This is a genomic window from Pseudomonas sp. Pseusp11, assembly GCF_047304405.1.
Lineage (GTDB): Bacteria > Pseudomonadota > Gammaproteobacteria > Pseudomonadales > Pseudomonadaceae > Aquipseudomonas.
The window spans coordinates 14,548-37,691 of the sequence record NZ_JBGLZF010000017.1; the positions used below are offsets into that span (position 1 = coordinate 14,548).

At 58.3% G+C, this 23,144-nt stretch carries 18 protein-coding genes; 15 read left to right on the forward strand and 3 right to left on the reverse strand.

From position 1 onward, the window contains the following. The first annotated feature begins 120 nt into the window (after positions 1–120). The 9 genes from ACCC96_RS15655 to ACCC96_RS15695 all read left to right on the forward strand — a co-directional run bounded on the left by ACCC96_RS15655 (position 121) and on the right by ACCC96_RS15695 (position 12,762). The gene (locus ACCC96_RS15655; RefSeq protein ID WP_413696251.1) at positions 121–1,731 is read left to right on the forward strand and encodes an ABC transporter substrate-binding protein; all 1,611 of its coding nucleotides are present in this window, start codon (positions 121–123) and stop codon (positions 1,729–1,731) included. A gap of 258 nt (positions 1,732–1,989) precedes the next feature. After that, on the forward strand, positions 1,990–3,615 hold the full coding sequence (locus tag ACCC96_RS15660; RefSeq protein WP_413696252.1) for an ABC transporter substrate-binding protein: 1,626 nt from the start codon (positions 1,990–1,992) through the stop codon (positions 3,613–3,615). A 302-nt stretch (positions 3,616–3,917) separates the two neighbouring features. Then, positions 3,918–5,519, forward strand: coding sequence for an ABC transporter substrate-binding protein (locus ACCC96_RS15665; protein ID WP_019651117.1), 1,602 nt, complete (start codon positions 3,918–3,920; stop codon positions 5,517–5,519). A 171-nt stretch (positions 5,520–5,690) separates the two neighbouring features. Next, complete coding sequence (locus tag ACCC96_RS15670; RefSeq protein WP_413696253.1) at positions 5,691–7,124, forward strand: OprD family porin; 1,434 nt, start codon at positions 5,691–5,693, stop codon at positions 7,122–7,124. Positions 7,125–7,200: 76 nt separating this feature from the next. Then, positions 7,201–8,796 carry an ABC transporter substrate-binding protein gene (locus ACCC96_RS15675; protein WP_258672358.1) on the forward strand — a complete coding sequence of 532 codons (1,596 nt, stop codon included), beginning with the start codon at positions 7,201–7,203 and terminating at the stop codon, positions 8,794–8,796. A gap of 73 nt (positions 8,797–8,869) precedes the next feature. Further along, positions 8,870–9,880 (forward strand): ABC transporter permease subunit, encoded by a 1,011-nt coding sequence (locus tag ACCC96_RS15680; protein WP_018929516.1) that lies wholly within the window; start codon positions 8,870–8,872, stop codon positions 9,878–9,880. Positions 9,881–9,891: 11 nt separating this feature from the next. Beyond that, entirely contained in the window at positions 9,892–10,803 is a 912-nt protein-coding gene (locus tag ACCC96_RS15685) for an ABC transporter permease subunit (RefSeq protein WP_064621194.1), read from the forward strand. 10 nt (positions 10,804–10,813) lie between these two features. After that, positions 10,814–11,782 carry an ABC transporter ATP-binding protein gene (locus ACCC96_RS15690; protein WP_007941106.1) on the forward strand — a complete coding sequence of 323 codons (969 nt, stop codon included), beginning with the start codon at positions 10,814–10,816 and terminating at the stop codon, positions 11,780–11,782. Continuing rightward, entirely contained in the window at positions 11,782–12,762 is a 981-nt protein-coding gene (locus tag ACCC96_RS15695) for a peptide ABC transporter ATP-binding protein (protein WP_064616155.1), read from the forward strand. Before ACCC96_RS15690 ends, ACCC96_RS15695 begins: the two co-directional genes overlap by 1 nt. A 112-nt stretch (positions 12,763–12,874) precedes the next feature. Here ACCC96_RS15695 and ACCC96_RS15700 read toward each other — a convergent pair whose 3' ends face one another. From ACCC96_RS15700 to ACCC96_RS15710, 3 genes are all read right to left on the reverse strand, one after another. Then, on the reverse strand, positions 12,875–13,090 hold the full coding sequence (locus tag ACCC96_RS15700; protein ID WP_258672356.1) for a hypothetical protein: 216 nt from the start codon (positions 13,088–13,090) through the stop codon (positions 12,875–12,877). Between the two features lie 146 nt (positions 13,091–13,236). Next, on the reverse strand, positions 13,237–14,475 hold the full coding sequence (locus ACCC96_RS15705) for an MFS transporter (RefSeq protein ID WP_413696254.1): 1,239 nt from the start codon (positions 14,473–14,475) through the stop codon (positions 13,237–13,239). A 214-nt stretch (positions 14,476–14,689) separates the two neighbouring features. Continuing rightward, the gene (locus ACCC96_RS15710; protein WP_019651101.1) at positions 14,690–16,273 is read right to left on the reverse strand and encodes a peptide chain release factor 3; all 1,584 of its coding nucleotides are present in this window, start codon (positions 16,271–16,273) and stop codon (positions 14,690–14,692) included. A 415-nt stretch (positions 16,274–16,688) separates the two neighbouring features. On the opposite strand from ACCC96_RS15710, the gene ACCC96_RS15715 reads away from it, so the two are divergent. The 6 genes from ACCC96_RS15715 (at position 16,689) to ACCC96_RS15740 (ending at position 23,108) form a co-directional block, all read left to right on the forward strand. Beyond that, positions 16,689–17,405, forward strand: coding sequence for an ABC transporter permease (locus ACCC96_RS15715; protein ID WP_413696255.1), 717 nt, complete (start codon positions 16,689–16,691; stop codon positions 17,403–17,405). 20 nt (positions 17,406–17,425) lie between these two features. Beyond that, positions 17,426–18,328, forward strand: coding sequence for a glycine betaine ABC transporter substrate-binding protein (locus tag ACCC96_RS15720; protein ID WP_413696256.1), 903 nt, complete (start codon positions 17,426–17,428; stop codon positions 18,326–18,328). Between the two features lie 18 nt (positions 18,329–18,346). Beyond that, the gene (locus ACCC96_RS15725) at positions 18,347–19,000 is read left to right on the forward strand and encodes an ABC transporter permease (RefSeq protein ID WP_018929509.1); all 654 of its coding nucleotides are present in this window, start codon (positions 18,347–18,349) and stop codon (positions 18,998–19,000) included. Then, a complete protein-coding gene (locus ACCC96_RS15730; RefSeq protein WP_413696257.1) occupies positions 18,997–20,154 on the forward strand; it encodes a betaine/proline/choline family ABC transporter ATP-binding protein in 1,158 nt (385 codons plus the stop codon). The genes ACCC96_RS15725 and ACCC96_RS15730 overlap by 4 nt, the downstream gene beginning before the upstream one ends. Before the next feature lie 511 nt (positions 20,155–20,665). Continuing rightward, the gene (locus ACCC96_RS15735) at positions 20,666–21,829 is read left to right on the forward strand and encodes a type III PLP-dependent enzyme (protein WP_018929507.1); all 1,164 of its coding nucleotides are present in this window, start codon (positions 20,666–20,668) and stop codon (positions 21,827–21,829) included. Between the two features lie 169 nt (positions 21,830–21,998). Then, the gene (locus ACCC96_RS15740) at positions 21,999–23,108 is read left to right on the forward strand and encodes an alpha-xenorhabdolysin family binary toxin subunit A (RefSeq protein WP_413696258.1); all 1,110 of its coding nucleotides are present in this window, start codon (positions 21,999–22,001) and stop codon (positions 23,106–23,108) included. The last annotated feature ends 36 nt before the right edge of the window (positions 23,109–23,144 follow it).

A 23,144-nucleotide genomic window follows, 5' to 3' on the forward strand; every position in this document is an offset into this window, starting at 1 on the left:
TCCCGAATAATCCGGGGTATGCCACAACAGAGGGGTCCCCCTCAAAAAACGATATTTCCACCCTCCCCGCCAACAACGCTACCCTCAGGAAAACATCGCCGCAAAGCCCTCGGGGACTCCATGGAAAGAACCACCGTCAAACCACTCCTGCTCGCACTCGCCCTCGCCACAACCGCATCCCTCGCACAAACCGCCCAAGCCGCCACCACCCTGGTCTACTGCTCCGAAGCCAGCCCCGCCGGCTTCGACCCCAGCCAATACACCAGCGGCACCGACTTCGATGCCTCGGCCGAAACCGTCTTCAACCGCCTCACCCAATTCAAACGCGGCGGCACCGAAATCGAACCCGGCCTGGCAACAAAATGGGACGTATCCGAGGACGGCCTCACCTACACCTTCCACCTGCGCGACGGCGTGAAATTCCACACCACCGACTACTTCACCCCCACCCGAGACTTCAACGCCGACGACGTGCTGTTCACCTTCCAGCGCCTGCTCGACCCGGACAACGCCTTCCGCAAGGCCTACCCCGCCGAGTCGCCGTACTTCACCGACATGGGCCTGAACACCACGATCAAAAGCATCGACAAGATCGACGACCACACCGTGCGCTTCAGCCTGAACAACGTCGACGCCGCGTTCGTGCAAAACCTCGCCATGAGCTTCGCCTCGGTGCAATCCGCCGAATACGCCGCCCAACTGTTAAAGGAAGGCAAAGCCGCCGACCTCAACCAGAAACCGGTCGGCACCGGCCCATTCGTGTTCAAGCGCTACCAAAAGGACTCGCAAATCCGCTACGCCGCCAACAAGGCTTACTGGAAACCCGAGGACGTGAAACTCGACAACCTGATTTTCTCGATCACCCCGGACGCCGCCGTGCGCTTGCAAAAACTCAAGGCCGGCGAGTGCCAGGTCAGCGGCTACCCACGCCCGGCAGACATCGAAGTGATGGAGCAAGACCCGAATCTGAGGGTGCTCAAGCAAGCCGGTTTCAACCTCGGCTTCCTTGCCTACAACGTGACCCACCCACCGCTGGACCAGCTCAAGGTACGCCAGGCGCTGGATATGGCCATCGACAAGCCGGCGATCATCAAGGCTGTCTACCAGAGTGCCGGGCAACTGGCGCAAAACGCCTTGCCACCGGCGCAATGGTCGTATGACCCGAGCATCAAGGACGCCCCGCACGACCCGACCAAAGCCCGCGCGCTACTGAAAGAAGCGGGGGTTGCACCCGGCACTACAATTAATCTGTGGGCCATGACCGTGCAGCGCGCCTCCACCCCCAATGCGCGGATGTCGGCACAGATGATCCAGCAGGATTGGGAGAAAGTCGGGATCAAGGCCAACATCGTCAGCTATGAATGGGGCGAGTACATCAAACGCGCCAAGAACGGTGAGCATGACGCAATGATCTACGGCTGGACCGGCGACAACGGTGACCCGGATAACTGGCTCGGCGTGCTCTACAGCTGCGCTGCGGTGAAAGGTAGCAACTACGCCAAATGGTGTGACCCGGCCTACGACAAACTGGTGCAACAAGCCAAGGTGTCCACGGACAAACAACAGCGGGTCAAACTGTACCAACAGGCACAGCAAATCCTTAAACAACAAGTACCTATCACACCCATTGCCAACTCGACGGTGTTCCAGCCACTGCGCAAGGAAGTCACCGACTTCAAGATCAGTCCGTTTGGCCTCACACCGTTCTATGGCGTGGGTATAAATAAGTAACACCAGGCTCCAACCGGGTGCGTCAAACGCCCCGGCCGCCCCTTATCGGTGCACGACTTGCACCGTAAAAAACCTGCGCAAACGGTCAAATACGTCACTATTTATACATATGCGACATTAAGGTACGTTCGTGCCACTCTTTAGGACTTGTGGCCATTCAGGATCTTGCATTGGGTACGGCCCCTGCATAAGTATCCGCAGGTCGACTCACGAGGTCGTCCTCTAATTCCAAAAATGACAACAAATCATGAGGCCACCATGCTTAAACACGCGGTCATTCCGTTTTTAGTCGGCGCAAGCCTGTTAGCCAGTGCACCTTTCGCCCAAGCGGCGTCTAACCTGGTGTTCTGCTCCGAAGGAAGCCCGGCCGGTTTCGACCCAGGTCAGTACACCACCGGAACCGACTTCGACGCCTCTGCAGAAACCATGTTCAACCGCCTGACCCAGTTCGAGCGCGGCGGCACCGCCGTGATTCCTGGCCTGGCGACCAAGTGGGACATTTCCAGTGACGGCCTGACTTACACTTTCCACCTGCGTGAAGGCGTCAAGTTCCACACCACCCCGTATTTCAAGCCGACGCGTGAGTTCAACGCCGACGACGTGCTGTTCACCTTCAATCGCATGATTAACAAGGATGACCCGTTCCGTAAGGCATACCCGACCGAGTTCCCGTACTTCACCGACATGGGGATGGATACCAACATCACCAAGATCGATAAAGTCGACGACCACACCGTCAAGTTCACCCTCAAAGACGTAGACGCCGCGTTCATCCAGAACATGGCCATGAGCTTCGCCTCGATCCAGTCCGCCGAGTACGCTGCCCAGCTGCTCAAGGAAGGCAAGGCTGCCGACATCAACCAGAAACCGGTCGGCACCGGCCCGTTCGTGTTCAAGAGCTACCAGAAAGACTCCAACATCCGCTACACCGGGAACAAGGACTACTGGAAGCCTGACGACGTGAAGATCGACAACCTGATCTTCGCCATCACCACCGACCCGTCGGTACGCATCCAGAAGCTGAAGAAGAACGAGTGCCAGATCACTCTGTTCCCGCGTCCAGCCGACCTGAAAGCGCTGAAAGAAGACAAGGACCTGAAGCTGCCTGACCAGGCCGGTTTCAACTTGGGCTACATCGCCTACAACGTGATGGACAAGGTAAAGGGCAGCAACGAACCGAACCCGCTGGCCGACCTGCGCGTTCGTCAGGCGCTGGACATGGCTGTCAACAAGCCGCAGATCATCGACTCGGTTTATCAGGGCGCAGGCCAACTGGCCGTCAACGCCATGCCGCCGACCCAATGGTCCTACGACACCACCATCAAGGATGCCAAGTACGATCCTGAGAAAGCCAAGGCGCTGCTCAAGGAAGCCGGCGTCAAGGAAGGCACCGAAATCGTTCTGTGGGCGATGCCGGTACAGCGTCCGTACAACCCGAACGCCAAGCTGATGGCTGAAATGCTGCAGTCCGACTGGAAGAAGATCGGCCTGAACGTCAAGATCACCAGCTACGAATGGGGCGAGTACATCAAGCGTTCCAAAGGCGGCGAGAACCAGGCGATGATCATCGGCTGGAGCGGCGACAACGGTGACCCGGACAACTGGCTCAACGTACTGTTCGGCTGCGACTCGCTGAGCGGCAACAACTTCTCCAAATGGTGCGACAAGAAATTCGACGGCCTCGTCAAGGAAGCCAAACGCACCACCGATCAGGCCAAGCGCACCGAACTGTACAAACAGGCGCAACACGTCCTCAAAGATGCTGTTCCAATGACACCTATCGCTCACTCGACGGTGTTCCAACCCATGCGCGCCAACGTGCAGGACTTCAAGATCAGCCCATTTGGCTTGAACTCCTTCTACGGCGTCAGCGTCAGCAAATAAGAAAAGGCAGCGGCGACGTTTTCAGCGTCGCCGCTGCTTTTTTCTGCCGAGAAGCTAGGAATTTGCCTACATCCAAATCCGCTGTCTGACACAGCCAGGGGACAGGACGCGTTGCCTTTTCCTACGAGTCTTTAGGACTCAGCGCATTTACTGCCAGACCCACGGCACCTACCGTCGGGTTCTGACCAGTGACTGTGTGGGCTATCGGTTTGCTGCCCGTATTGGTTTGAGCTCAATGCCGCCACAACGTCCCCGGACGGGATCGCGGCGCATTGAATAACACTAAAAAAAGAGGGAGCGTCATGCGCCATTCCTTGGTTTTATCCGCATTGCTGGGCACCGGCCTGCTGGCCGCCACTTCCATCAGCCAGGCCGCCAATAACAGCCTGGTGTTCTGCTCCGAAGGCAGCCCCGCCGGTTTCGACACCGCGCAGTACACCACTGCGACCGATAACGACGCCGCCGAGCCGCTGTACAACCGTTTGGCAGAGTTTGAAAAAGGCGCCACCAATGTCGTGCCAGGCCTGGCAACCCGCTGGGATATTTCCGAAGACGGCCTCAAGTACACGTTCCATCTGCGCGAGGGGGTGAAGTTTCACACGACCAAATACTTCACGCCGACCCGCGATTTCAACGCCGACGACGTGCTGTTCACGTTTAATCGCATGCTCGATCCGCAGCACCCGTTCCGTAAGGCTTATCCGACCGAGTTCCCGTATTTCAATGGGATGAGCCTGAACAAGAATATTGCCAAGGTCGAAAAGACCGGGCCGCTGACCGTGGTGATGACGCTCAACAACGTCGACGCCGCGTTCATCCAGAACATCGCCATGAGCTTCGCCGCCATCCTTTCGGCCGAATACGCCGAGCAGTTGCTGGCGGCCGGCAAGCCGAGCGAGATCAACCAGAAGCCGATCGGCACCGGGCCGTTCGTGTTCAAGAGCTACCAGAAAGACTCCAACATCCGTTACAGCGGCAACAAGCAGTACTGGGACCCCAGCCGGGTCAAGCTCGACAACCTGATTTTTGCCATCAACACCGACGCCTCGGTGCGCGTGCAGAAGCTCAAGGCCAACGAATGCCAGATCACCCTGCACCCACGCCCCGCCGACGTAACCGCCCTGAAGAATGACCCTAAACTGCAGCTGATCGAGAAACCCGGCTTCAACCTCGGCTACATCGCCTATAACGTCCGGCACAAGCCTTTCGACCAGCTCGAAGTGCGCCAGGCGCTGGACATGGCGGTGAACAAGCAAGGCATTCTCAACGCCGTCTATCAAGGTGCCGGTCAACTGGCGGTCAATGCCATGCCACCGACCCAGTGGTCCTATGACGACACCATAAAGGACGCCTCCTACAACCCGGAAAAAGCCAAGGAACTGCTCAAGGCCGCCGGCGTGAAGGAAGGCACCGAAATCACCCTCTGGGCCATGCCGGTCCAGCGTCCGTACAACCCCAACGCCAAACTGATGGCCGAAATGCTCCAGGCGGACTGGGCGAAGATCGGCCTCAAGGTCAAGATCGTCAGCTACGAATGGGGCGAGTACATCAAGCGCACCAAGAACGGCGAGCACGACATCAGCCTGATCGGCTGGACCGGTGACAACGGCGACCCGGACAACTGGCTCGGCACGCTCTACAGCTGCGATGCCATTGGCGGCAACAACTACTCCATGTGGTGTGATCCGGCCTACGACAAGCTGATCAAGCAGGCCAAGGTCGTCACCGATCGCGACCAGCGCACCGTGCTCTACAAACAGGCGCAGCAGTACCTCAAGCAGCAGGTGCCGATCACGCCGGTCGCCCACTCGACGGTCAACCAGCCGTTGAGCGCCAAAGTCGAAGGGTTCAAGGTCAGCCCCTTCGGTCGCAACGTGTTCTCGGGCGTCAGTATCGACCAATAACCAATTAGCCAGAAACGCCGGGGGCGGATTCCGCCCTCATGCAAGCGTATTGCCGTAATTCGTCAAATCGGCCTACAGCAAACGTTTGCTAAGCCTGAATGAGTTCTAAACCAAATAGCCGGATCACCAAAAAAGACCGGCATTAAAAAAAGAAAGTAAGGAGCTTCACACATGAAACTGAGCAGCACCGCGTTACTGGCCTTGGCCATCAGCAGCGTGACCGCCACGGCTTACGCAGAATCCCAGAGCCAGGCGTTCACCCCGGTTACCGTGAAAGAGAAAAGCGCCCAAAGCGAAGCCACTGGCTTTGTCGAAGGCCAATCGATCACCGGCAGCACGCGTAACTGGTACGCCAACGAGCAATTGAAACGTGGCGGCAAGTTCACTTACAAGAAGGACGGTGTATCGACCCCGACTGATCGTCGTATCAACTGGGTTCAGGGCACTATCGTCAAGTACAACTCCGGTTTCACTGAAGGCACCGTAGGCTTCAGTACCGAAGTGGCTGCCTACAATGCCATCGCTCTGGATCGTGATCGCAAGGACCTGGCGTCCAACAACGGCGGCGCACCGACCACCCGACCTGGCGCGGGCAACAACCGTACCCTGACCAAAGAAGGCGGCGACGCACAAGGTCAGTGGAGCAAACTGGGACTGGCCAACGTCAAGGCCCGTATCTCCAACACCACGCTGACCGCCGGCCGCCAGAACTTCAGCAGCCCGATGGTCGATGTCATCGGTAACCGTGCCCTGCCTTCGAGCTTCGAAGGTGTGAGCCTGCACAGTGAAGAACTGGAAAACCTGACCTTCGACCTCGGCACTTTCGACCGCAACTCTCCGCGTACCGAACAAAGCCAGCGCAAGTTCCGCTCCGAATACGGCGACACCAATGCCGAAGCCGATCACGTCCACACTGCCGGTATCACCTACCAGCCATTCTCCAGCCTGACCACCAGCCTTTGGGGCACCCAGGCTGAAGACCTGTGGAACCAGTACTACTTCGGCGCCACCCATGTACTGGGTGACAGCCAGGTCCTGAGCCTGACCACCGGCCTGAACTACTACAAAACCGTAGACGAAGGTAAAGCCAAGCTCGGCGAGATCGACAACGACACCTACTCCCTGTCGTTCGGCCTGACCCACCAGGCCCACAGCCTGACCTTCTCGTACCAGGAAGTGAACGGTAACGAGTACTTCGACTACCTGCATGAAACCAACGGCATCTACCTGGCCAACTCCCTGCTGTCGGACTTCAACGGCCCGAACGAGAAGTCCTTCCAGATCGCCTATGGCCTGAACATGGCCGAATACGGCGTGCCAGGTCTGAAGTTCAACATCTACCAGGCTCGCGGCTGGGGTATCGACGGCACTCACTACACCGGCAACGGTGGCGTGGTTGGCAAAGGTTACGACGGCATCCAGACCCAGGATGGCGAGCACCACTACGAATACGGCATCGGCGCTTCGTACGCGGTACAGAGCGGCCCACTCAAGGCCACCGCTATCCGCGCGACCTACACCGCGCACCGTGCCAGCGAAAACCAGGCTGATGGCAGCCTCAACGAGTTCCGTCTCGTGACCACCATCCCTTTCAACATTTTGTAAAACGCACGCCGGCGGCTGACTCATGACGAGTCGGCCGTCCGGTTTTTCCTGTTCAACCGATTGCAGAGGGTTCTTGATGAAAATGCTTCCCCTACGAGCGGCCATCGCTGCCGCATTGCTGAGTGTCGCTGTTGGCGTCTCGGCCAAACCCTTGGTGGTCTGTACCGAAGCCAGCCCGGAAGGCTTCGATATGGTCCAGTACACGACTGCAGTCACAGCCGACGCAGTGGCCGAAACCATCTTCAATCGCCTGGCGGACTTCAAGCCCGGCACCACTGAAGTGATTCCGGCGCTGGCCGAATCCTGGGACATCAGTGAAGACGGCCTGACCTACACGTTCCACCTGCGCAAAGGCGTCAAGTTTCACACCACCGATTACTTCAAGCCGACCCGCGACATGAACGCCGACGACGTGGTCTGGAGCTTCCAGCGTCAGCTGGACCCGAATCACCCATGGCACAAGCTGTCGAGCGTGGGCTTCCCGTACTTTGAGAGCATGGGCTTCAAGGAACTGCTCAAAAGCGTAGAGAAAGTCGACGACAACACGGTCAAGTTCACCCTGACCCGCCGCGAAGCGCCGTTCCTGGCAGACATCGCCATGGCGTTCTCCTCGATCTACCCGGCCGAATACGCCGACCAGTTGCTCAAGGCCAACAAGACCGGCGACCTGAACAACAAACCGGTCGGTACCGGCCCGTTCATTTTCCAGCGTTACGCCAAGGACGCCCAGGTGCGCTTCAAGGCCAACCCGGACTACTTCCGTGGCAAGCCACCGGCTGACGCGCTGGTCCTGGCGATTGCCACCGACAACAACGTGCGCCTGCAAAAGCTCAAGGCCAACGAGTGCCAGATCGCGCTGTATCCGAAACCGGATGACATCCCGAGCATCAAGAAAGACACCAACCTGAAGGTTGATGAGCTGAACGCGATGACCGTCTCCTACGTCGCCATGAACACCGCACGCCCGTACATAAGCGACGTGCGAGTGCGCAAAGCCATCGACATCGCGTTCGACAAAGAGGCATATGTCAACGCGCTGTTCGGCAAAGGCAATGCGACGGTGGCGGTCAACCCGTACCCGGACACCCTGCTGGGCTACAACCATAAACTGACCAACCCGCCTCGCGACCTCGACAAGGCTCGCGCCCTGCTCAAGGAAGCCGGTGTGCCGGATGGCACCGTGTTCACCCTGTTCACCCGTAACGGCGGCGGCCCGACCAACCCTAATCCGATGCTCGGCGCACAAATGATGCAGGCAGATCTGGCCAAGGTTGGAATCAAGGTCGATATTCGTGTCATGGAATGGGGCGAAATGCTCAAGCGCGCGAAGAACGGCGAGCACGATATGGTGTCCGCCGGTTGGGCAGGCGATAACGGCGACCCGGATAACTTCCTGACGCCTATGCTCAGTTGTGAGGCTGCCAAGAACGGCGAAAACTACGCTCGCTGGTGCAATGAAAAGTTCCAGGCGCTGATCGACGAAGCACGGGCCAAAGTGAACCCGGCCGAACGCACGGCGCTCTACGAACAGGCCCAGGACGTTTTCAATCAGGACCAGCCATGGATCAGCATGGCGCACACCCGCATGTTCACTGCAATGCGCACCAACGTAGAGGGCTATCACATTAGCCCCCTCACCACTAACAACTTCGCCACCACCCAGGTGAAGTAGATAAGAAACGCCCGGCATCGCTGACCCCAGCGATGCCGGGTACGCCTAACCGGCTGATGAGGTACCACACAAGATGTTTAGTTTTATTGCCCGCCGATTGGGGTTACTGATCCCCACGTTCTTCGGCATCACCTTGTTGACTTTCGCGTTGATCCGCATGATTCCTGGCGACCCCGTGGAAGTGATGATGGGCGAACGTCGGGTCGACCCCGAAATGCATGCTCAGGCAATGGAACGCCTAGGTCTGAACAAACCGCTGTATGCCCAATACCTGGATTACATTGGCAAACTGGCCCACGGCGATCTCGGCGAATCCCTGCGTACCCGTGAAAGCGTCTGGACCGAGTTCAGCTCTCTATTCCCCGCGACCCTGGAACTGGCCTCGGCCGCCATGTTGTTCGCCGGCATCCTGGGCCTTCTGGCCGGGGTGATCGCGGCACTCAAGCGAGGGTCCCTGTTCGACCATGGGGTAATGGGTGTCTCCCTGGCGGGATACTCGATGCCGATCTTCTGGTGGGGCCTGATCCTGATCATGTTCTTCTCGGTGAGCCTGGGCTGGACCCCGGTATCCGGGCGGATCGACCTGCTCTACGACATCGAGCCACGCACCGGCTTCATGCTCATCGATACGTTGCTGGCCGATGACGTCGGAGCGTTCTTCGATGCCCTGCATCACCTGATCCTGCCAGCCATCGTGCTCGGCACCATTCCGCTGGCGGTGATTGCGCGGATGACCCGTTCGTCGATGCTCGAAGTGCTGCGTGAAGACTACATCCGCACTGCCCGCGCCAAAGGCCTGTCGCCATCGCGCGTGGTATTCGTGCACGGTCTGCGCAATGCGCTGATTCCGGTACTGACGGTGGTCGGCCTGCAAGTCGGCACGCTGCTGGCCGGCGCGGTCCTGACCGAAACCATCTTCTCCTGGCCCGGCATCGGCAAATGGCTGATCGAAGCCATTGGCGCACGGGACTATCCCGTGGTGCAGAACGGCATCCTGTTAATCGCCTGCCTGGTGATTCTGGTCAACTTCGTAGTGGACATCCTCTACGGCTTTGCCAACCCACGCATCCGTCATCAGCGCTGAGATCAATGACCATGACCACTCTCACTACACCGGTAGCAGTCGATCAAAGCCTGCTGTATCCGTCGCCCTACAAAGAATTCTGGCATGCGTTTTCCAGGAACAAAGGGGCCGTCGCCGGCCTGATGTTCATGCTGCTGGTGATTTTCTGCGCGATCTTCGCCCCATGGGTCGCACCGCATAACCCGAGCGAACAGTACCGCGACTTCCTGCTGACCCCGCCCTCCTGGCTGGAAAGCGGGCATATCCAGTTCCTGCTGGGTACCGATGAACTCGGTCGTGACCTGCTGTCGCGTTTGATTCACGGCTCGCGCCTGTCCCTGCTGATCGGCTTGTCATCGGTGGTGATGTCGCTGATTCCAGGCATCCTGATGGGACTGTTCGCCGGGTTCTTCCCGCGCGTGCTCGGCCCGACCATCATGCGTCTGATGGACATCATGCTGGCCCTGCCGTCCCTGCTGCTGGCGGTGGCAATTGTCGCCATCCTCGGCCCTGGCCTGATCAACACCATTATTGCCATCGCCGTGGTTTCGTTGCCGTCCTATGTCCGTCTGACCCGCGCCGCGGTGATGGGCGAATTGAACCGCGACTACGTGACCGCCGCGCGCCTGGCCGGTGCCGGTCTGCCTCGCCTGATGTTCGTCACCGTGCTGCCCAACTGCATGGCGCCGCTGATTGTTCAGGCCACCTTGAGTTTCTCCTCGGCGATTCTCGATGCCGCAGCACTGGGCTTCCTCGGCCTTGGCGTACAACCGCCAACCCCTGAGTGGGGCACCATGCTGGCTTCGGCTCGCGACTACATCGAACGCGCCTGGTGGGTGGTGAGCTTGCCTGGTTTGACCATTTTGCTCAGCGTGCTGGCAATCAACTTGATGGGCGACGGCCTGCGCGATGCGCTGGACCCGAAACTCAAGAACGCCGCCTGAGGAGATTCAAATGTCACTGTTAGAAATCAAGAATCTCAACGTTCGCTTCGGCGACGCCAACGCCGTTCCGGTGGTCGATGGTCTCGACATATCCGTGGAAAAGGGCGAAGTGCTGGCCATCGTTGGCGAGTCGGGTTCCGGCAAGTCCGTGACCATGATGGCGCTGATGGGCCTGATCGAGCATCCGGGGATCGTCACCGCCGACGCCCTGAATTTCGACGGCAAGAACATGCTCGCGCTCAGCAACCGTCAGCGTCGACAGATCGTCGGCAAAGACCTGGCCATGGTCTTCCAGGACCCGATGACCGCGCTGAACCCGAGCTACACCGTGGGCTTCCAGATCGAAGAAGTGCTGCGCCTGCATCTGAAAATGTCCAGGAAGGACGCTCGCAAGCGCGCCATCGAACTGCTGGAAAAAGTGGAAATCCCGGGCGCCGCCAGCCGAATGGATGCCTACCCGCATCAACTCTCCGGCGGCATGAGCCAGCGTGTTGCAATCGCCATGGCGATTGCCGGCGAACCAAAACTGCTGATCGCCGACGAACCGACCACGGCACTCGACGTAACGATTCAGGCGCAGATCATGGACCTGCTGCTGGCCCTGCAGAAAGAGCAGAACATGGGCCTGGTGCTGATTACTCACGACCTCGCGGTCGTGGCCGAAACCGCCCAGCGCGTGTGCGTGATGTATGCGGGCCAAGCGGTTGAAGTCGGTCAGGTGCCACAACTGTTCGACATTCCGGCGCACCCGTACAGCGAAGCGCTGCTCAAGGCCATCCCAGAACACAGCCTGGGTGCTGCGCGCCTGTCGACACTGCCGGGCATCGTTCCCGGTCGTTACGACCGTCCGCAAGGTTGCCTGCTGTCGCCGCGCTGCCCGTACGTGCAAGACAATTGCCGCACCCAGCGTCCTGCCCTTGACCAGAAAAGCAACAGCCTCGCCCGCTGCTTCTACCCGTTGAACCAGGAGGTGGCGTAATGGCCGTCGTACTTACCGCCCGCAACCTGACCCGTCACTACGAAGTGTCCCGTGGCCTGTTCAAGGGCCATGCGACCGTGCGCGCCCTCAACGGTGTGTCGTTCGAACTGGAAGCCGGCAAGACCCTCGCTGTCGTGGGTGAGTCCGGTTGCGGCAAATCCACCCTGGCCCGTGCCCTGACGTTGATCGAAGAGCCATCCTCCGGCTCGTTGAAAATCGCCGGTCAGGAAGTCGCCGGCGCCGACAAGGCTCAACGCAAGCAACTGCGCAAAGATGTGCAGATGGTATTCCAGAGCCCGTACGCGTCGTTGAATCCACGGCAGAAAATCGGTGATCAACTGGCTGAACCGCTATTGATCAACACCAACCTTTCCGCCGCCGAACGTCGCGAGAAAGTCCAGGCGATGATGAAGCAGGTGGGCTTGCGTCCCGAGCACTACCAGCGCTATCCGCACATGTTCTCCGGCGGTCAGCGCCAGCGGATCGCCCTGGCCCGCGCGATGATGCTGCAACCGAAAGTGCTGGTGGCGGACGAACCGACCTCGGCGCTGGACGTGTCGATTCAGGCGCAGGTACTCAACCTGTTCATGGATTTGCAGCAAGAGTTCAACACCGCTTACGTGTTCATCTCCCACAACCTGGCGGTGGTACGCCACGTTGCCGATCACGTGATGGTGATGTACCTCGGCCGTCCGGTGGAAATGGGCCCGAAAGAGGACATCTACACCCGTCCCCTGCACCCATACACCCAGGCGTTATTGTCGGCGACGCCAACCATTCACCCGGATCCGGACAAGCCGAAAATCAAGATCGTCGGCGAACTGCCAAACCCGCTGAACCCGCCGTCTGGCTGCGCCTTCCACAAGCGTTGCCCGTACGCGACCGAGCGCTGTGCCATCGAAGAGCCGGCCCTGCGCCTGCTCGACACACGCCAGGTGGCTTGCCACTACGCCGAGCAATTCCTCGACGGCGCGGCCTGAAAAAACGCGCCCCGGATACCGGGGCGCGCTTTTGCTGAGTTGACCAAACCCCTTCTGCCCCGACTGCGCATCAGTCAGGCAGACGGGGTTTTCTTTTGCCTGTCATTCAGGCTCAAGTGTCGTCTTCGTTGCTGTCTGGGTCGTCGGCGGTGTCGTCATCGTCCGAGCTGCCCGATTCCGATGCGGCGAGCATCAGCTCGCTGTGCACGCCTTGCCCGCTCCAGGCCTGCTCATCATGGTTCGTGCACTCCGCCCACGCCGCTGACGTGCCGAGGGATAGCATCACCAAAACCTTCAGCAGCAACACTATGCGTTGAATAATGCTCATAGCCGATTCCATCCTTTCTTGGGTGAAGCATGGGTGCCGGAATGGCGCAGAGAGAAATTTAGCGCGATTCTCCAGATAGGACGCTAACGAAGGTCGGGAAATGCCGTGAGAAGGGAGATTGGTTTCGAATAATGCCTATAACCAGATCAACTAAGTGATGCGGGCTCGCTGCGCACGGAAGGAAGAGCCTTTTTATACCCGGACAACCGAGTCGCTTGATAAATCAGCGGTATGGACAACATCGCCAGCACCGCGCTTGCGAACCAGACGCTATGCCCGCCGTAATGACCATACAGCTGGCCGCCAAGGACAGGCGAAACCAGCGCGCTCGCACTCCAGCTCATGAAGAAGAGCCCAAAGTACTGGCCGCTTTTTCCGGCTTGGGCATGTTGCATCACCAACACATTCAGCGGCGGCATGAACAACGCCTCACCCAGCGTCCAGATCACCGTCGACAGGCAGGCGTAAAACAGCCCGGAACCCAGTGGCAACATGCCCAGCCCGACCGCCAGCATCAAGCATCCCGCCACCAGTTGCCGCCGCACGCCCCAGCGCTCCCCCCAATGGGACAGTGGAATTTGCAGCAACACCACCAACGTCGCATTGAGACCGAACTGCCAGCCAATGGCTTCGGTGCTCAACCGGTAGTAATCACGCAGATAGTTGCCCAACATGCTGTAGACCGTATCGAATGCCATTCCGAGCACGATCGCTGCAGCCAACAACCAGAGGAACGGTTTGTCGCGATACGGCACACCCGAACCCGACTCTGCATCGGGCGTTCCGTCAGCAATCAGCACCGGTCGACGCCATGTCGTACGGACAAACCAGAGCAATGCCAGCAAGGTCATGGCCGCGCTGACGAAAAATACCCAGCGAAAACCGGATTGTGCCAACACTCCACCCAATACCCCGGCAACGGCCATCCCGAGGTTTCTGGCGACACGGCTCAAGGCCTGTGCACGCGGACGCTGTGCAACTTCGCAATACTCCATGATCAGCCGCTGATGCAGTGTACGAATCGCCCCGTCGAGGATCCCACTGAGCAACAGCAGGCCGGCCAGCAGTGGCACTTGCGTGATCAGCCCCAGCAAAACCAGAACCCACACAGAGACAAAAAACAGTGCAGCGGTCAGCCGCGCCGTGCGGACATGATCGCTCAGCCATCCGCCCAGCATCGACCCGACCAGCAAGCCCGCGCCATAAGCGGATAACAGCCAGCCGACGGTTTCAATCGCCAGCCCCAGTTCCTGGCGCAGGTACAACGCCATGAACAGTTTGACCATGCTGCTCAAGCGATTGATGAACAGCAACGCCGCCAGCACCCAGGCCATTGCGCAGAAATAGCCATCCAGCCGCAGCAGATGAGTCAGCCGAATGGTCATTCCATTGATCCTTGAAAAGGCCGCTTGTGTGAGCTTCGAACACTAGACGTCAGCGATCAGGTTGTCGCGGGTAAAAACACCGAATATGCAAAACAGGAGGCAAGCCACAGGCGAACTGGAAAAAGCCTACATGGGGCATGGTGCGGCTCGCCGCCCGGACAATAAAAAGCCCCGAGGCTCGCGCATCGGGGCTTTGGGGCTTGTAACTCAGCGCTTAGTGATGCTCACGCGTCGCACGGAATTTCACGTCCGGCCAGCGTTCTTCCATCAGTGCCAGGTTGACCCGGGTCGGGGCCAGGTAGGTCAGGTGACCGCCGCCGTCGAGGGCGAGGTTTTCCACGGCCTTGTTGGTGAATTCCTCAAGCTTCTTCTTGTCGCCGGACTCGATCCAGCGCGCGGAATACACCGTGATCGGCTCGTAGGAGCACTCGACCTTGTATTCCTCTTTCAAACGGCTGGCGACCACATCGAACTGCAGCACACCGACGGCGCCGAGAATGATGTCGTTGCTGCGCTCGGGGAAGAACACCTGGGTGGCGCCCTCTTCGGCCAGTTGCTGCAAGCCTTGACGCAGTTGCTTGGATTTCAGCGGATCGCGCAGGCGTACGCGGCGGAACAGTTCCGGGGCGAAGTGCGGGATGCCGGTGAAGCCCAGGGCTTCGCCTTCGGTGAAGGTGTCGCCGATCTGGATGGTGCCGTGGTTGTGCAGGCCGATGATGTCACCGGCGAACGCTTCTTCCAGTTGCTCACGCTCGGAGGAGAAGAACGTCAGCGCGTCGCCGATCCGCACGTCCTTGCCGGTGCGCACATGGCGCATCTTCATGCCTTTTTCGTATTTGCCGGAGCAAATGCGCATGAAGGCGATGCGGTCGCGGTGTTTCGGGTCCATGTTCGCCTGGATCTTGAACACGAAACCGCTGAACTTCTCTTCCACTGGCTCGACGGTGCGCTCGTTGGCGACACGGGCCAGTGGTTGCGGTGCCCAGTCGACCACGGCGTCGAGTACGTGATCGACACCGAAGTTGCCCAGCGCGGTACCGAAGAACACCGGGGTCAGTTGGCCGTCGAGGAATTCCTGCTGGTTGAACTCGTGGCAGGCACCCTGCACCAACTCCAGCTGCTCGATGAAACGTTCGTACTCGTCACCCAAATGCGCGCGCGCTTCATCGGAATCGAGCTTCTCGATGATTTTGGTTTCGGTGCGCTCATGACCGTGGCCGGCGGTGTAGACGATGATGTAGTCGTCGGCGAGGTGATAAACACCCTTGAAGTCGCGGTAGCAACCGATCGGCCAGGTGATCGGAGCAGCCTTGATCTTCAGGACTGCTTCGATTTCGTCGAGCAGTTCGATCGGGTCGCGAATGTCACGGTCGAGTTTGTTGATGAAGCTGACGATCGGCGTGTCACGCAGACGGCAGACGTCCATCAGGGCGATGGTCCGCGGTTCTACACCCTTACCGCCGTCGAGGACCATCAATGCCGAGTCCACCGCAGTCAGGGTGCGGTAGGTGTCTTCGGAGAAGTCTTCGTGGCCCGGGGTGTCGAGCAGGTTGACCATGTGGTCGCGATACGGGAACTGCATGACCGACGTGGTAATGGAGATACCCCGTTGTTTTTCCATTTCCATCCAGTCGGAGGTGGCATGGCGGTCGGACTTGCGAGACTTCACCGTGCCGGCAACCGCAATCGCCTTGCCCATCAGCAAGAGCTTCTCGGTGATGGTGGTCTTACCGGCATCGGGGTGGGAAATAATGGCGAAAGTGCGGCGTTTCGCGACTTCGGCGGCCTGTTTGGTCATGGGAAATCGCCTGGCGGTGATTCAAAAAAGGGCGGCGAGTATAGCTTAAAAAGTGATCTACGGACCACCATCCACAGGGCTGACGGAGGTTGCAACCCAACGTAGGAGCTGCCGAAGGCTGCGATCTTTTGATCTTCGCTTCTAAACGCAACATCAAAAGATCGCAGGCTTCGCCAGCTCCTACGCTGCTGATTATGGAACCTTTTAAAAGGTAGAGGCGTCCACTCCCCTGTTACGACCCATCGTCAGGGGCTGAAAAATCAGCAAGTTAGCCTGACGAGGCTGCGCTTATGGCTCGATTTCATGCGGTTTTATCAGCATGTAGAGCTGCTTCTCGCGAACGTTGTTTTCCCGGCAGCCAGGAATGGCATGCCACACGGGACTGCGTTCGCCGACTGAAAAAAGGAGTCTGCCTGTGGCTATTCGCTATGGCAAAGGGCTGACAGGAGGTGCGGTTGTCGTCGCCCTTCTGGCCCTGCTGGTCCACTTGATTGGCATCAACACGATCGAACAGTACCGCGACGATTTGTTGTTTTACCTGCAAGCTCATCTGATTCTTGTCCTCGCTTCCATGCTGGCCGCCCTCGTTGTGGGCATCCCCGCCGGCATCGTCTTAAGCCGCCCGACCATGGTCGGACGCGCCGAACGCTTCATGCAGATCTTCAACATCGGCAACACCGTGCCGCCGCTCGCCGTACTGGCCATCGCCTTGGGCATCCTCGGCATCGGCAGCGGCCCGGCGATCTTCGCTCTGTTCCTGGCTTCGCTGTTGCCGATCGTGCGCAACACCTATGAAGGGCTGAAAAACGTTCAGGGTTCGCTCAAGGAAGCCGCCGTCGGCATCGGCATGACCCCGACTCAGGTGCTGTGCCGGGTCGAATTGCCGAATGCCGTGCCAATCATCATCGGTGGCGTGCGCGTGGCGCTGGCGATCAACGTCGGGACCGCGCCGCTGGCGTTCCTGATTGGCGCCAACAGTCTGGGCAGCCTGATTTTCCCCGGCATCGCCCTGAACAATCAGCCGCAACTGCTGCTCGGCGCGGCCTGCACCGCCCTGCTGGCCTTGCTGCTCGACGGACTGGTGACACTCGCCAGCCGCCTCTGGCTCGAACGCGGCCTGCGCCCGTCTTAAGCCTCGGCAAAGGAACTCTCATGAAGACATCAAGCTTTTTACTAGGCTGCGTTCTGCTGCTCGCAGGATTTGCCCAAGCCGCTGAAAAACCGCTGATCCGCATCGGCGCCCGGGTGTTCACCGAACAAACCCTGCTCGCGGAAATCACTTCCCAATACCTGCGCACCAAGGGCTACGACACCCAGGTGACCGGCGGCCTGGGCAGCAATCTGGCCCGCAGCGCCCACGAAAGTGGCCAACTGGACATGCTCTGGGAATACACCGGCGTCTCGCTGGTGGCTTACAACCATGTCACTGAAAAACTCGACAGCGCGCAGTCCTACGCCCGAGTGAAAGAACTCGACGGAAAAAAAGGCCTGATCTGGCTGACTCCGTCGAAATTCAGCAACACCTACGCCTTGGCCCTGCCGGAAAAAACCGCGAAGGCTTATCCGCAGATCAACACCATCAGCCAGTTGAACGAGGTGTTGCAAGCCGAGGCGAAGACTAATCACCTCGTCGCGCTAGACACCGAATTCGCCAACCGTTCCGACGGTTTGGGCGGCATGGTCGACCGCTATGGCATGAACCTGACCCGCAACAACATTCGCCAGATGGATGCCGGGCTGGTCTACACCGCCCTGCGCAACGGCCAGGTGTTCGCCGGCCTGGTCTACACCACCGACGGTCGCTTGAACGCCTTCAAACTCAAGTTGCTCGAAGACGACAAGCATTACTTCCCCGACTACACCGCCGCGCCGGTGGTGCGCCAGGCCTACCTCGATGCCCACCCGAAACTCGCCGAAGAGCTCAAGCCACTGGCCGAACTGTTCGACGACGCCACCATGCGCCAGCTCAACGCACGGGTCGATGTCGATCACGAAAGCCCTTCATCCGTTGCCGCCGATTTCCTGCGCCAGCATCCACTGCTGTCTGTTCAATAAGGCAGAGGAGAAAAAGACATGGAATTTCTCAACGCCTTTTCCCATCTCGATTGGCCGCTAGTGCTGCACCTGACCTGGCAGCACATCACCCTGGTTGGCATCGCGGTAACGCTGGCGATTCTGGTCGGCGTGCCGCTGGGCATCCTGATGACCCGATTCCCGACATTGGCCGGCCCGTTGCAAGCCAGCGCCACGGTTTTGCTGACCGTGCCGTCGATTGCCCTGTTCGGCCTGCTGTTGCCGTTCTACTCCAGGTTCGGCCAGGGCCTGGGCCCGATGCCGGCAATCACCGCCGTGTTTCTCTACTCACTGCTGCCGATCATGCGTAACACCTACCTGGCGCTGACCGGCGTGGAACCCGGCATTCGCGAAGCCGCCCGCGGTATCGGCATGACCTTCGGCCAGCGCCTGCGCATGGTCGAACTGCCCATTGCCGTGCCGGTGATCCTCGCCGGTGTACGCACCGCCGTAGTGATGAACATCGGCGTGATGACCATCGCCGCCACCATCGGCGCCGGTGGCCTCGGTGTACTCATCCTCGCTTCCATCAGCCGCAGCGACATGTCGATGCTTATCGTCGGCGCGGTGCTGGTCAGTCTTCTGGCCATCTTCGCCGACCTGCTTCTGCAATGGCTGCAACGCACGCTGACTCCAAAAGGATTACTCAAATGATCGAACTTCAGAACCTCAGCAAGACCTTCCAAAGCAACGGCAAAGATGTGAAAGCCGTGGACTCGGTGAGCCTGACCGTCAACGAAGGCGAGATCTGTGTGTTCCTCGGGCCATCGGGCTGCGGCAAGAGCACCACGCTGAAAATGATCAACCGGTTGATCAAACCGACCTCGGGCAAGATCCTGATCAACGGCGAAGACACCACCGACCTCGACGAAGTGACGCTGCGCCGCAACATCGGTTATGTGATCCAGCAGATCGGTCTGTTCCCGAACATGACCATCGAGGAAAACATCACCATCGTTCCGCGCCTGCTCGGCTGGGACAAACAGAAATGCCACGACCGCGCCCGTGAGTTGATGAGCATGATCAAGCTTGAACCCAAGCAATACCTGACTCGCTACCCCCGTGAATTGTCCGGCGGCCAACAACAGCGGATCGGCGTAATTCGTGCGCTGGCGGCAGATGCGCCGCTGTTGTTGATGGACGAACCGTTCGGCGCGGTCGACCCGATCAACCGCGAGATGATCCAGAACGAGTTCTTCGAAATGCAACGGGCGCTGAACAAGACCGTGATCATGGTCAGCCACGACATCGACGAAGCCATCAAGCTCGGCGACAAGATCGCGATCTTCCGCGCCGGCAAGCTGTTGCAGATCGACCACCCAGACACCTTGCTCGCGCATCCGGCGGACGACTTTGTCAGCGACTTCGTCGGCCAGGACAGCACGCTAAAGCGCCTGCTGCTGGTGAAGGCTGAAGATGCGGCGGACAACGCGCCGTCGGTCAGCCCGGAAACTCCGGTGGCCGAAGCGCTGGAGTTGATGGACGAACTGGACCGTCGCTACGTGGTGGTGACCTGCGCCGAGAACAAGGCCTTGGGCTATGTGCGTCGGCGCGACCTGCATCGCCAGACCGGCACCTGCGCGCAATACCGGCGCGAGTTCAACGCCACCGCGGCGTATGACGAACATTTGCGCATCCTGCTGTCGCGCATGTACGAGTTCAATCGCTCGTGGTTGCCGGTGATGGATGCGGAGCGGGTGTTTCTTGGGGAAGTGACTCAGGAATCAATTGCCGAGTATTTGAGCTCCGGTAAGTCCCGTGGCGGCAAGACCAGCATTGTTTCACCTGCGGAAACTGCGTTGGCCTGATCTGTCTGAGGCTCTAGTGCTTTTGTGGCGAGGGAGCTTGCTCCCGTTCGGCTGCGAAGCAGTCGTAAAGTCAGCCGATGCGATCCTTCTGAAGAACCGCATTGCCTGATTTTGGGGGCGCTACGCGGCCCAGCGGGAGCAAGCTCCCTCGCCACAAAAGCCAAGCAAGCTCCCTTCTAAAATCCTTGTCTTGGGAACATCACACTGTCACGCAGGTCGGTTACATCAGTAGCTGTCAGGGACCGCACGACGGAAGCGTGCAAAAACGCGACATTTTTTGTTGATCTCAAGCCCCTCACGCCCTAAAGTTCGCGCCGAACGTCCATGCTGGAAACGATCCATCCGGCTCAAGTACTGACGACGAGACAGCAAGGCCAAGGGAAGCACCGCCTCCCATGGCCTTTTTGCTTTCGGCGACATGCCTTGGGAAGTAGGCGAACCAAAGTGGGGATACGGAGGGCGTTCATTTGCACCCATTGATAATTTCAGTTTGCCAGTAGGAGTTCCCAGCATGTCGATCAACGTCGAAGACTATTTCGCGCGCGAAACCTTCCAGAAAATGAAGGCCTTCGCCGACAAACAAGAAACCCCGTTCGTGGTGATCGACACCGCGATGATCGCCCAGGCCTATGACGACCTGCGTGCCGGTTTCGAATTCGCCAAGGTCTACTACGCGGTCAAGGCCAACCCGGCCGTGGAAATCATCGACCTGCTCAAAGAGAAAGGCTCGAGCTTCGACATCGCCTCGATCTATGAGCTGGACAAAGTGCTGAGCCGTGGCGTCAGCGCCGACCAGATCAGCTACGGCAACACCATCAAGAAATCCAAAGACATTCGCTACTTCTACGACAAGGGCGTGCGCCTGTACGCCACCGACTCCGAAGCCGACCTGCGCAACATCGCCAAGGCCGCTCCGGGCTCGAAAGTCTACGTGCGTATCCTGACTGAAGGCTCGACCACTGCCGACTGGCCTTTGTCGCGCAAATTCGGCTGCCAGACCGACATGGCCATGGACCTGCTGATCCTCGCTCGTGACCTGGGCCTGGTGCCATACGGCATCTCGTTCCACGTCGGTTCGCAACAGCGCGACATCAGCGTCTGGGACGCGGCAATCGCCAAGGTCAAAGTGATCTTCGAACGCCTGAAAGAAGAAGACGGCATCCACCTGAAGCTGATCAACATGGGTGGCGGCTTCCCGGCCAACTACATCACCCGCACCAACAGCCTGGAAACCTACGCTGAAGAAATCATCCGCTTCCTGAAGGAAGACTTCGGCGACGACCTGCCGGAAATCATCCTGGAGCCGGGCCGTTCGCTGATCGCCAACGCCGGCATTCTGGTCAGCGAAGTGGTGCTGGTGGCGCGTAAATCCCGTACCGCTGTAGAGCGTTGGGTGTACACGGATGTGGGCAAGTTCTCCGGCCTGATCGAAACCATGGACGAAGCCATCAAGTTTCCGATCTGGACCGAGAAGAAAGGCGAGATGGAAGAAGTGGTCATCGCCGGCCCGACCTGCGACAGCGCCGACATCATGTACGAAAACTACAAGTACGGTTTGCCGCTGAACCTGGCGATCGGTGATCGTTTGTACTGGTTGTCGACTGGTGCATATACCACCAGTTATAGCGCGGTTGAATTCAATGGCTTCCCGCCGCTGAAGTCGTTTTACGTTTAACAAGCAATCGCCCACTGAGAAAACCCGTGAACTTCACGGGTTTTTTTATTTCTGCTTACAGCTAAACCAACTTAACCACCAACTCCATATATCGTTACACACCCATCAACCGTTCAACCCCAAAGTAAAGTTATGCTGCGCGCCCACTAACTTGAAATGGATTTCAAACATGCAACTTAATCAAGCACCATGCTATACCGCCGAACCCATTAGCAAAGGTTTCGCCTTTAGCACCTCTCCGCCAATTGTTGACAAAAAAGATATCCAACGAATCAAAGAGTATATTACTACCGCCAAGTCACTTCCAGTAAACATTGACGACGTTAAAATCCTGTTAAAAAGCGAACATACTGGCATCGCGGGACTGGAGCCTTATGACATAGCAAATGCCTGTACCAAAATCGTCACTAATGCCAATAGCTGGAACGACATCGAGTTGTCGATGAAAAGAGTCGCTGGCAGCCTCCAGACATTTTCTGAAGACCTGCGGTATTTCGGAGACGACATTATCGCCGCCATTGAAACAATGCCCGGCTACCAAAATTACATTGGCACAATTGAAGGCCTGACTGACGAAGAGGTTGCCAGACTTCCTGAACTTAAAATTGGACGGGACGAGAAAAACAGATTTCCGTCCATCAAGGACTCTATCCAGTTCATTGCCAGCTCCATCGAACAAAAGAAAACCAGCAGCACTGACATCCAGCTTCGCCTGAAACTCTTCAAAACCGAACTGACGAATGTGGTCGCGGTATTGATCGGAGAAAAGCTCAAGCTTGCCGGCAGCCACGAATTGAATGCCGAGATCACTAGACTCAATGCTGAAATTGATGAAGCTCAACGCTTGGTCGATGAAAAAACCAAAGAAAACGAACCCAACTTCTTCGATTACTTCATGGCTTTCACCGACCCGCTGGGATCCCAATATCTAAGAGTCAAAGCCATGCTGCGAGATGTCCACGTAGCTCCCTTGATCCGACGCCGGGATGAACTCACCGAGCAAGTACGCAAGAAAAGTGTTTTGACGGGCACCTTGTTAGTCCTCCACGACCGTTTGTACAGCGTCGATTCTTACATCATCGGAGCGGTGGAAAGTACTGCACTTCTAGAAACTTTGTGGATCACGATTTCCGAATACATCGACTCGTCAAAAAACAAAATCGATGGCATTCACGAATTCCTCACGCTCAGGTCCTTTGTTTCGAGCCTGAAAGTTGTGCTCAGCAACTGGAAAAATATTGAATCCAACGCCAAAGCGTTAACCAAAGCATTCGACTGATACCAAAGCCAATCTACCCCACTATAAACAAGGATA

Coding starts and splice junctions, on each gene's coding strand:
- ACCC96_RS15655 (WP_413696251.1), top strand. CDS start 121: ATGGAAAGAACCACCGTCAAACCACTCCTGCTCGCACTCGCCCTCGCC.
- ACCC96_RS15660 (WP_413696252.1), top strand. CDS start 1,990: ATGCTTAAACACGCGGTCATTCCGTTTTTAGTCGGCGCAAGCCTGTTA.
- ACCC96_RS15665 (WP_019651117.1), top strand. CDS start 3,918: ATGCGCCATTCCTTGGTTTTATCCGCATTGCTGGGCACCGGCCTGCTG.
- ACCC96_RS15670 (WP_413696253.1), top strand. CDS start 5,691: ATGAAACTGAGCAGCACCGCGTTACTGGCCTTGGCCATCAGCAGCGTG.
- ACCC96_RS15675 (WP_258672358.1), top strand. CDS start 7,201: ATGAAAATGCTTCCCCTACGAGCGGCCATCGCTGCCGCATTGCTGAGT.
- ACCC96_RS15680 (WP_018929516.1), top strand. CDS start 8,870: ATGTTTAGTTTTATTGCCCGCCGATTGGGGTTACTGATCCCCACGTTC.
- ACCC96_RS15685 (WP_064621194.1), top strand. CDS start 9,892: ATGACCACTCTCACTACACCGGTAGCAGTCGATCAAAGCCTGCTGTAT.
- ACCC96_RS15690 (WP_007941106.1), top strand. CDS start 10,814: ATGTCACTGTTAGAAATCAAGAATCTCAACGTTCGCTTCGGCGACGCC.
- ACCC96_RS15695 (WP_064616155.1), top strand. CDS start 11,782: ATGGCCGTCGTACTTACCGCCCGCAACCTGACCCGTCACTACGAAGTG.
- ACCC96_RS15700 (WP_258672356.1), bottom strand. CDS start 13,090: ATGAGCATTATTCAACGCATAGTGTTGCTGCTGAAGGTTTTGGTGATG.
- ACCC96_RS15705 (WP_413696254.1), bottom strand. CDS start 14,475: ATGACCATTCGGCTGACTCATCTGCTGCGGCTGGATGGCTATTTCTGC.
- ACCC96_RS15710 (WP_019651101.1), bottom strand. CDS start 16,273: ATGACCAAACAGGCCGCCGAAGTCGCGAAACGCCGCACTTTCGCCATT.
- ACCC96_RS15720 (WP_413696256.1), top strand. CDS start 17,426: ATGAAGACATCAAGCTTTTTACTAGGCTGCGTTCTGCTGCTCGCAGGA.
- ACCC96_RS15725 (WP_018929509.1), top strand. CDS start 18,347: ATGGAATTTCTCAACGCCTTTTCCCATCTCGATTGGCCGCTAGTGCTG.
- ACCC96_RS15730 (WP_413696257.1), top strand. CDS start 18,997: ATGATCGAACTTCAGAACCTCAGCAAGACCTTCCAAAGCAACGGCAAA.
- ACCC96_RS15735 (WP_018929507.1), top strand. CDS start 20,666: ATGTCGATCAACGTCGAAGACTATTTCGCGCGCGAAACCTTCCAGAAA.
- ACCC96_RS15740 (WP_413696258.1), top strand. CDS start 21,999: ATGCAACTTAATCAAGCACCATGCTATACCGCCGAACCCATTAGCAAA.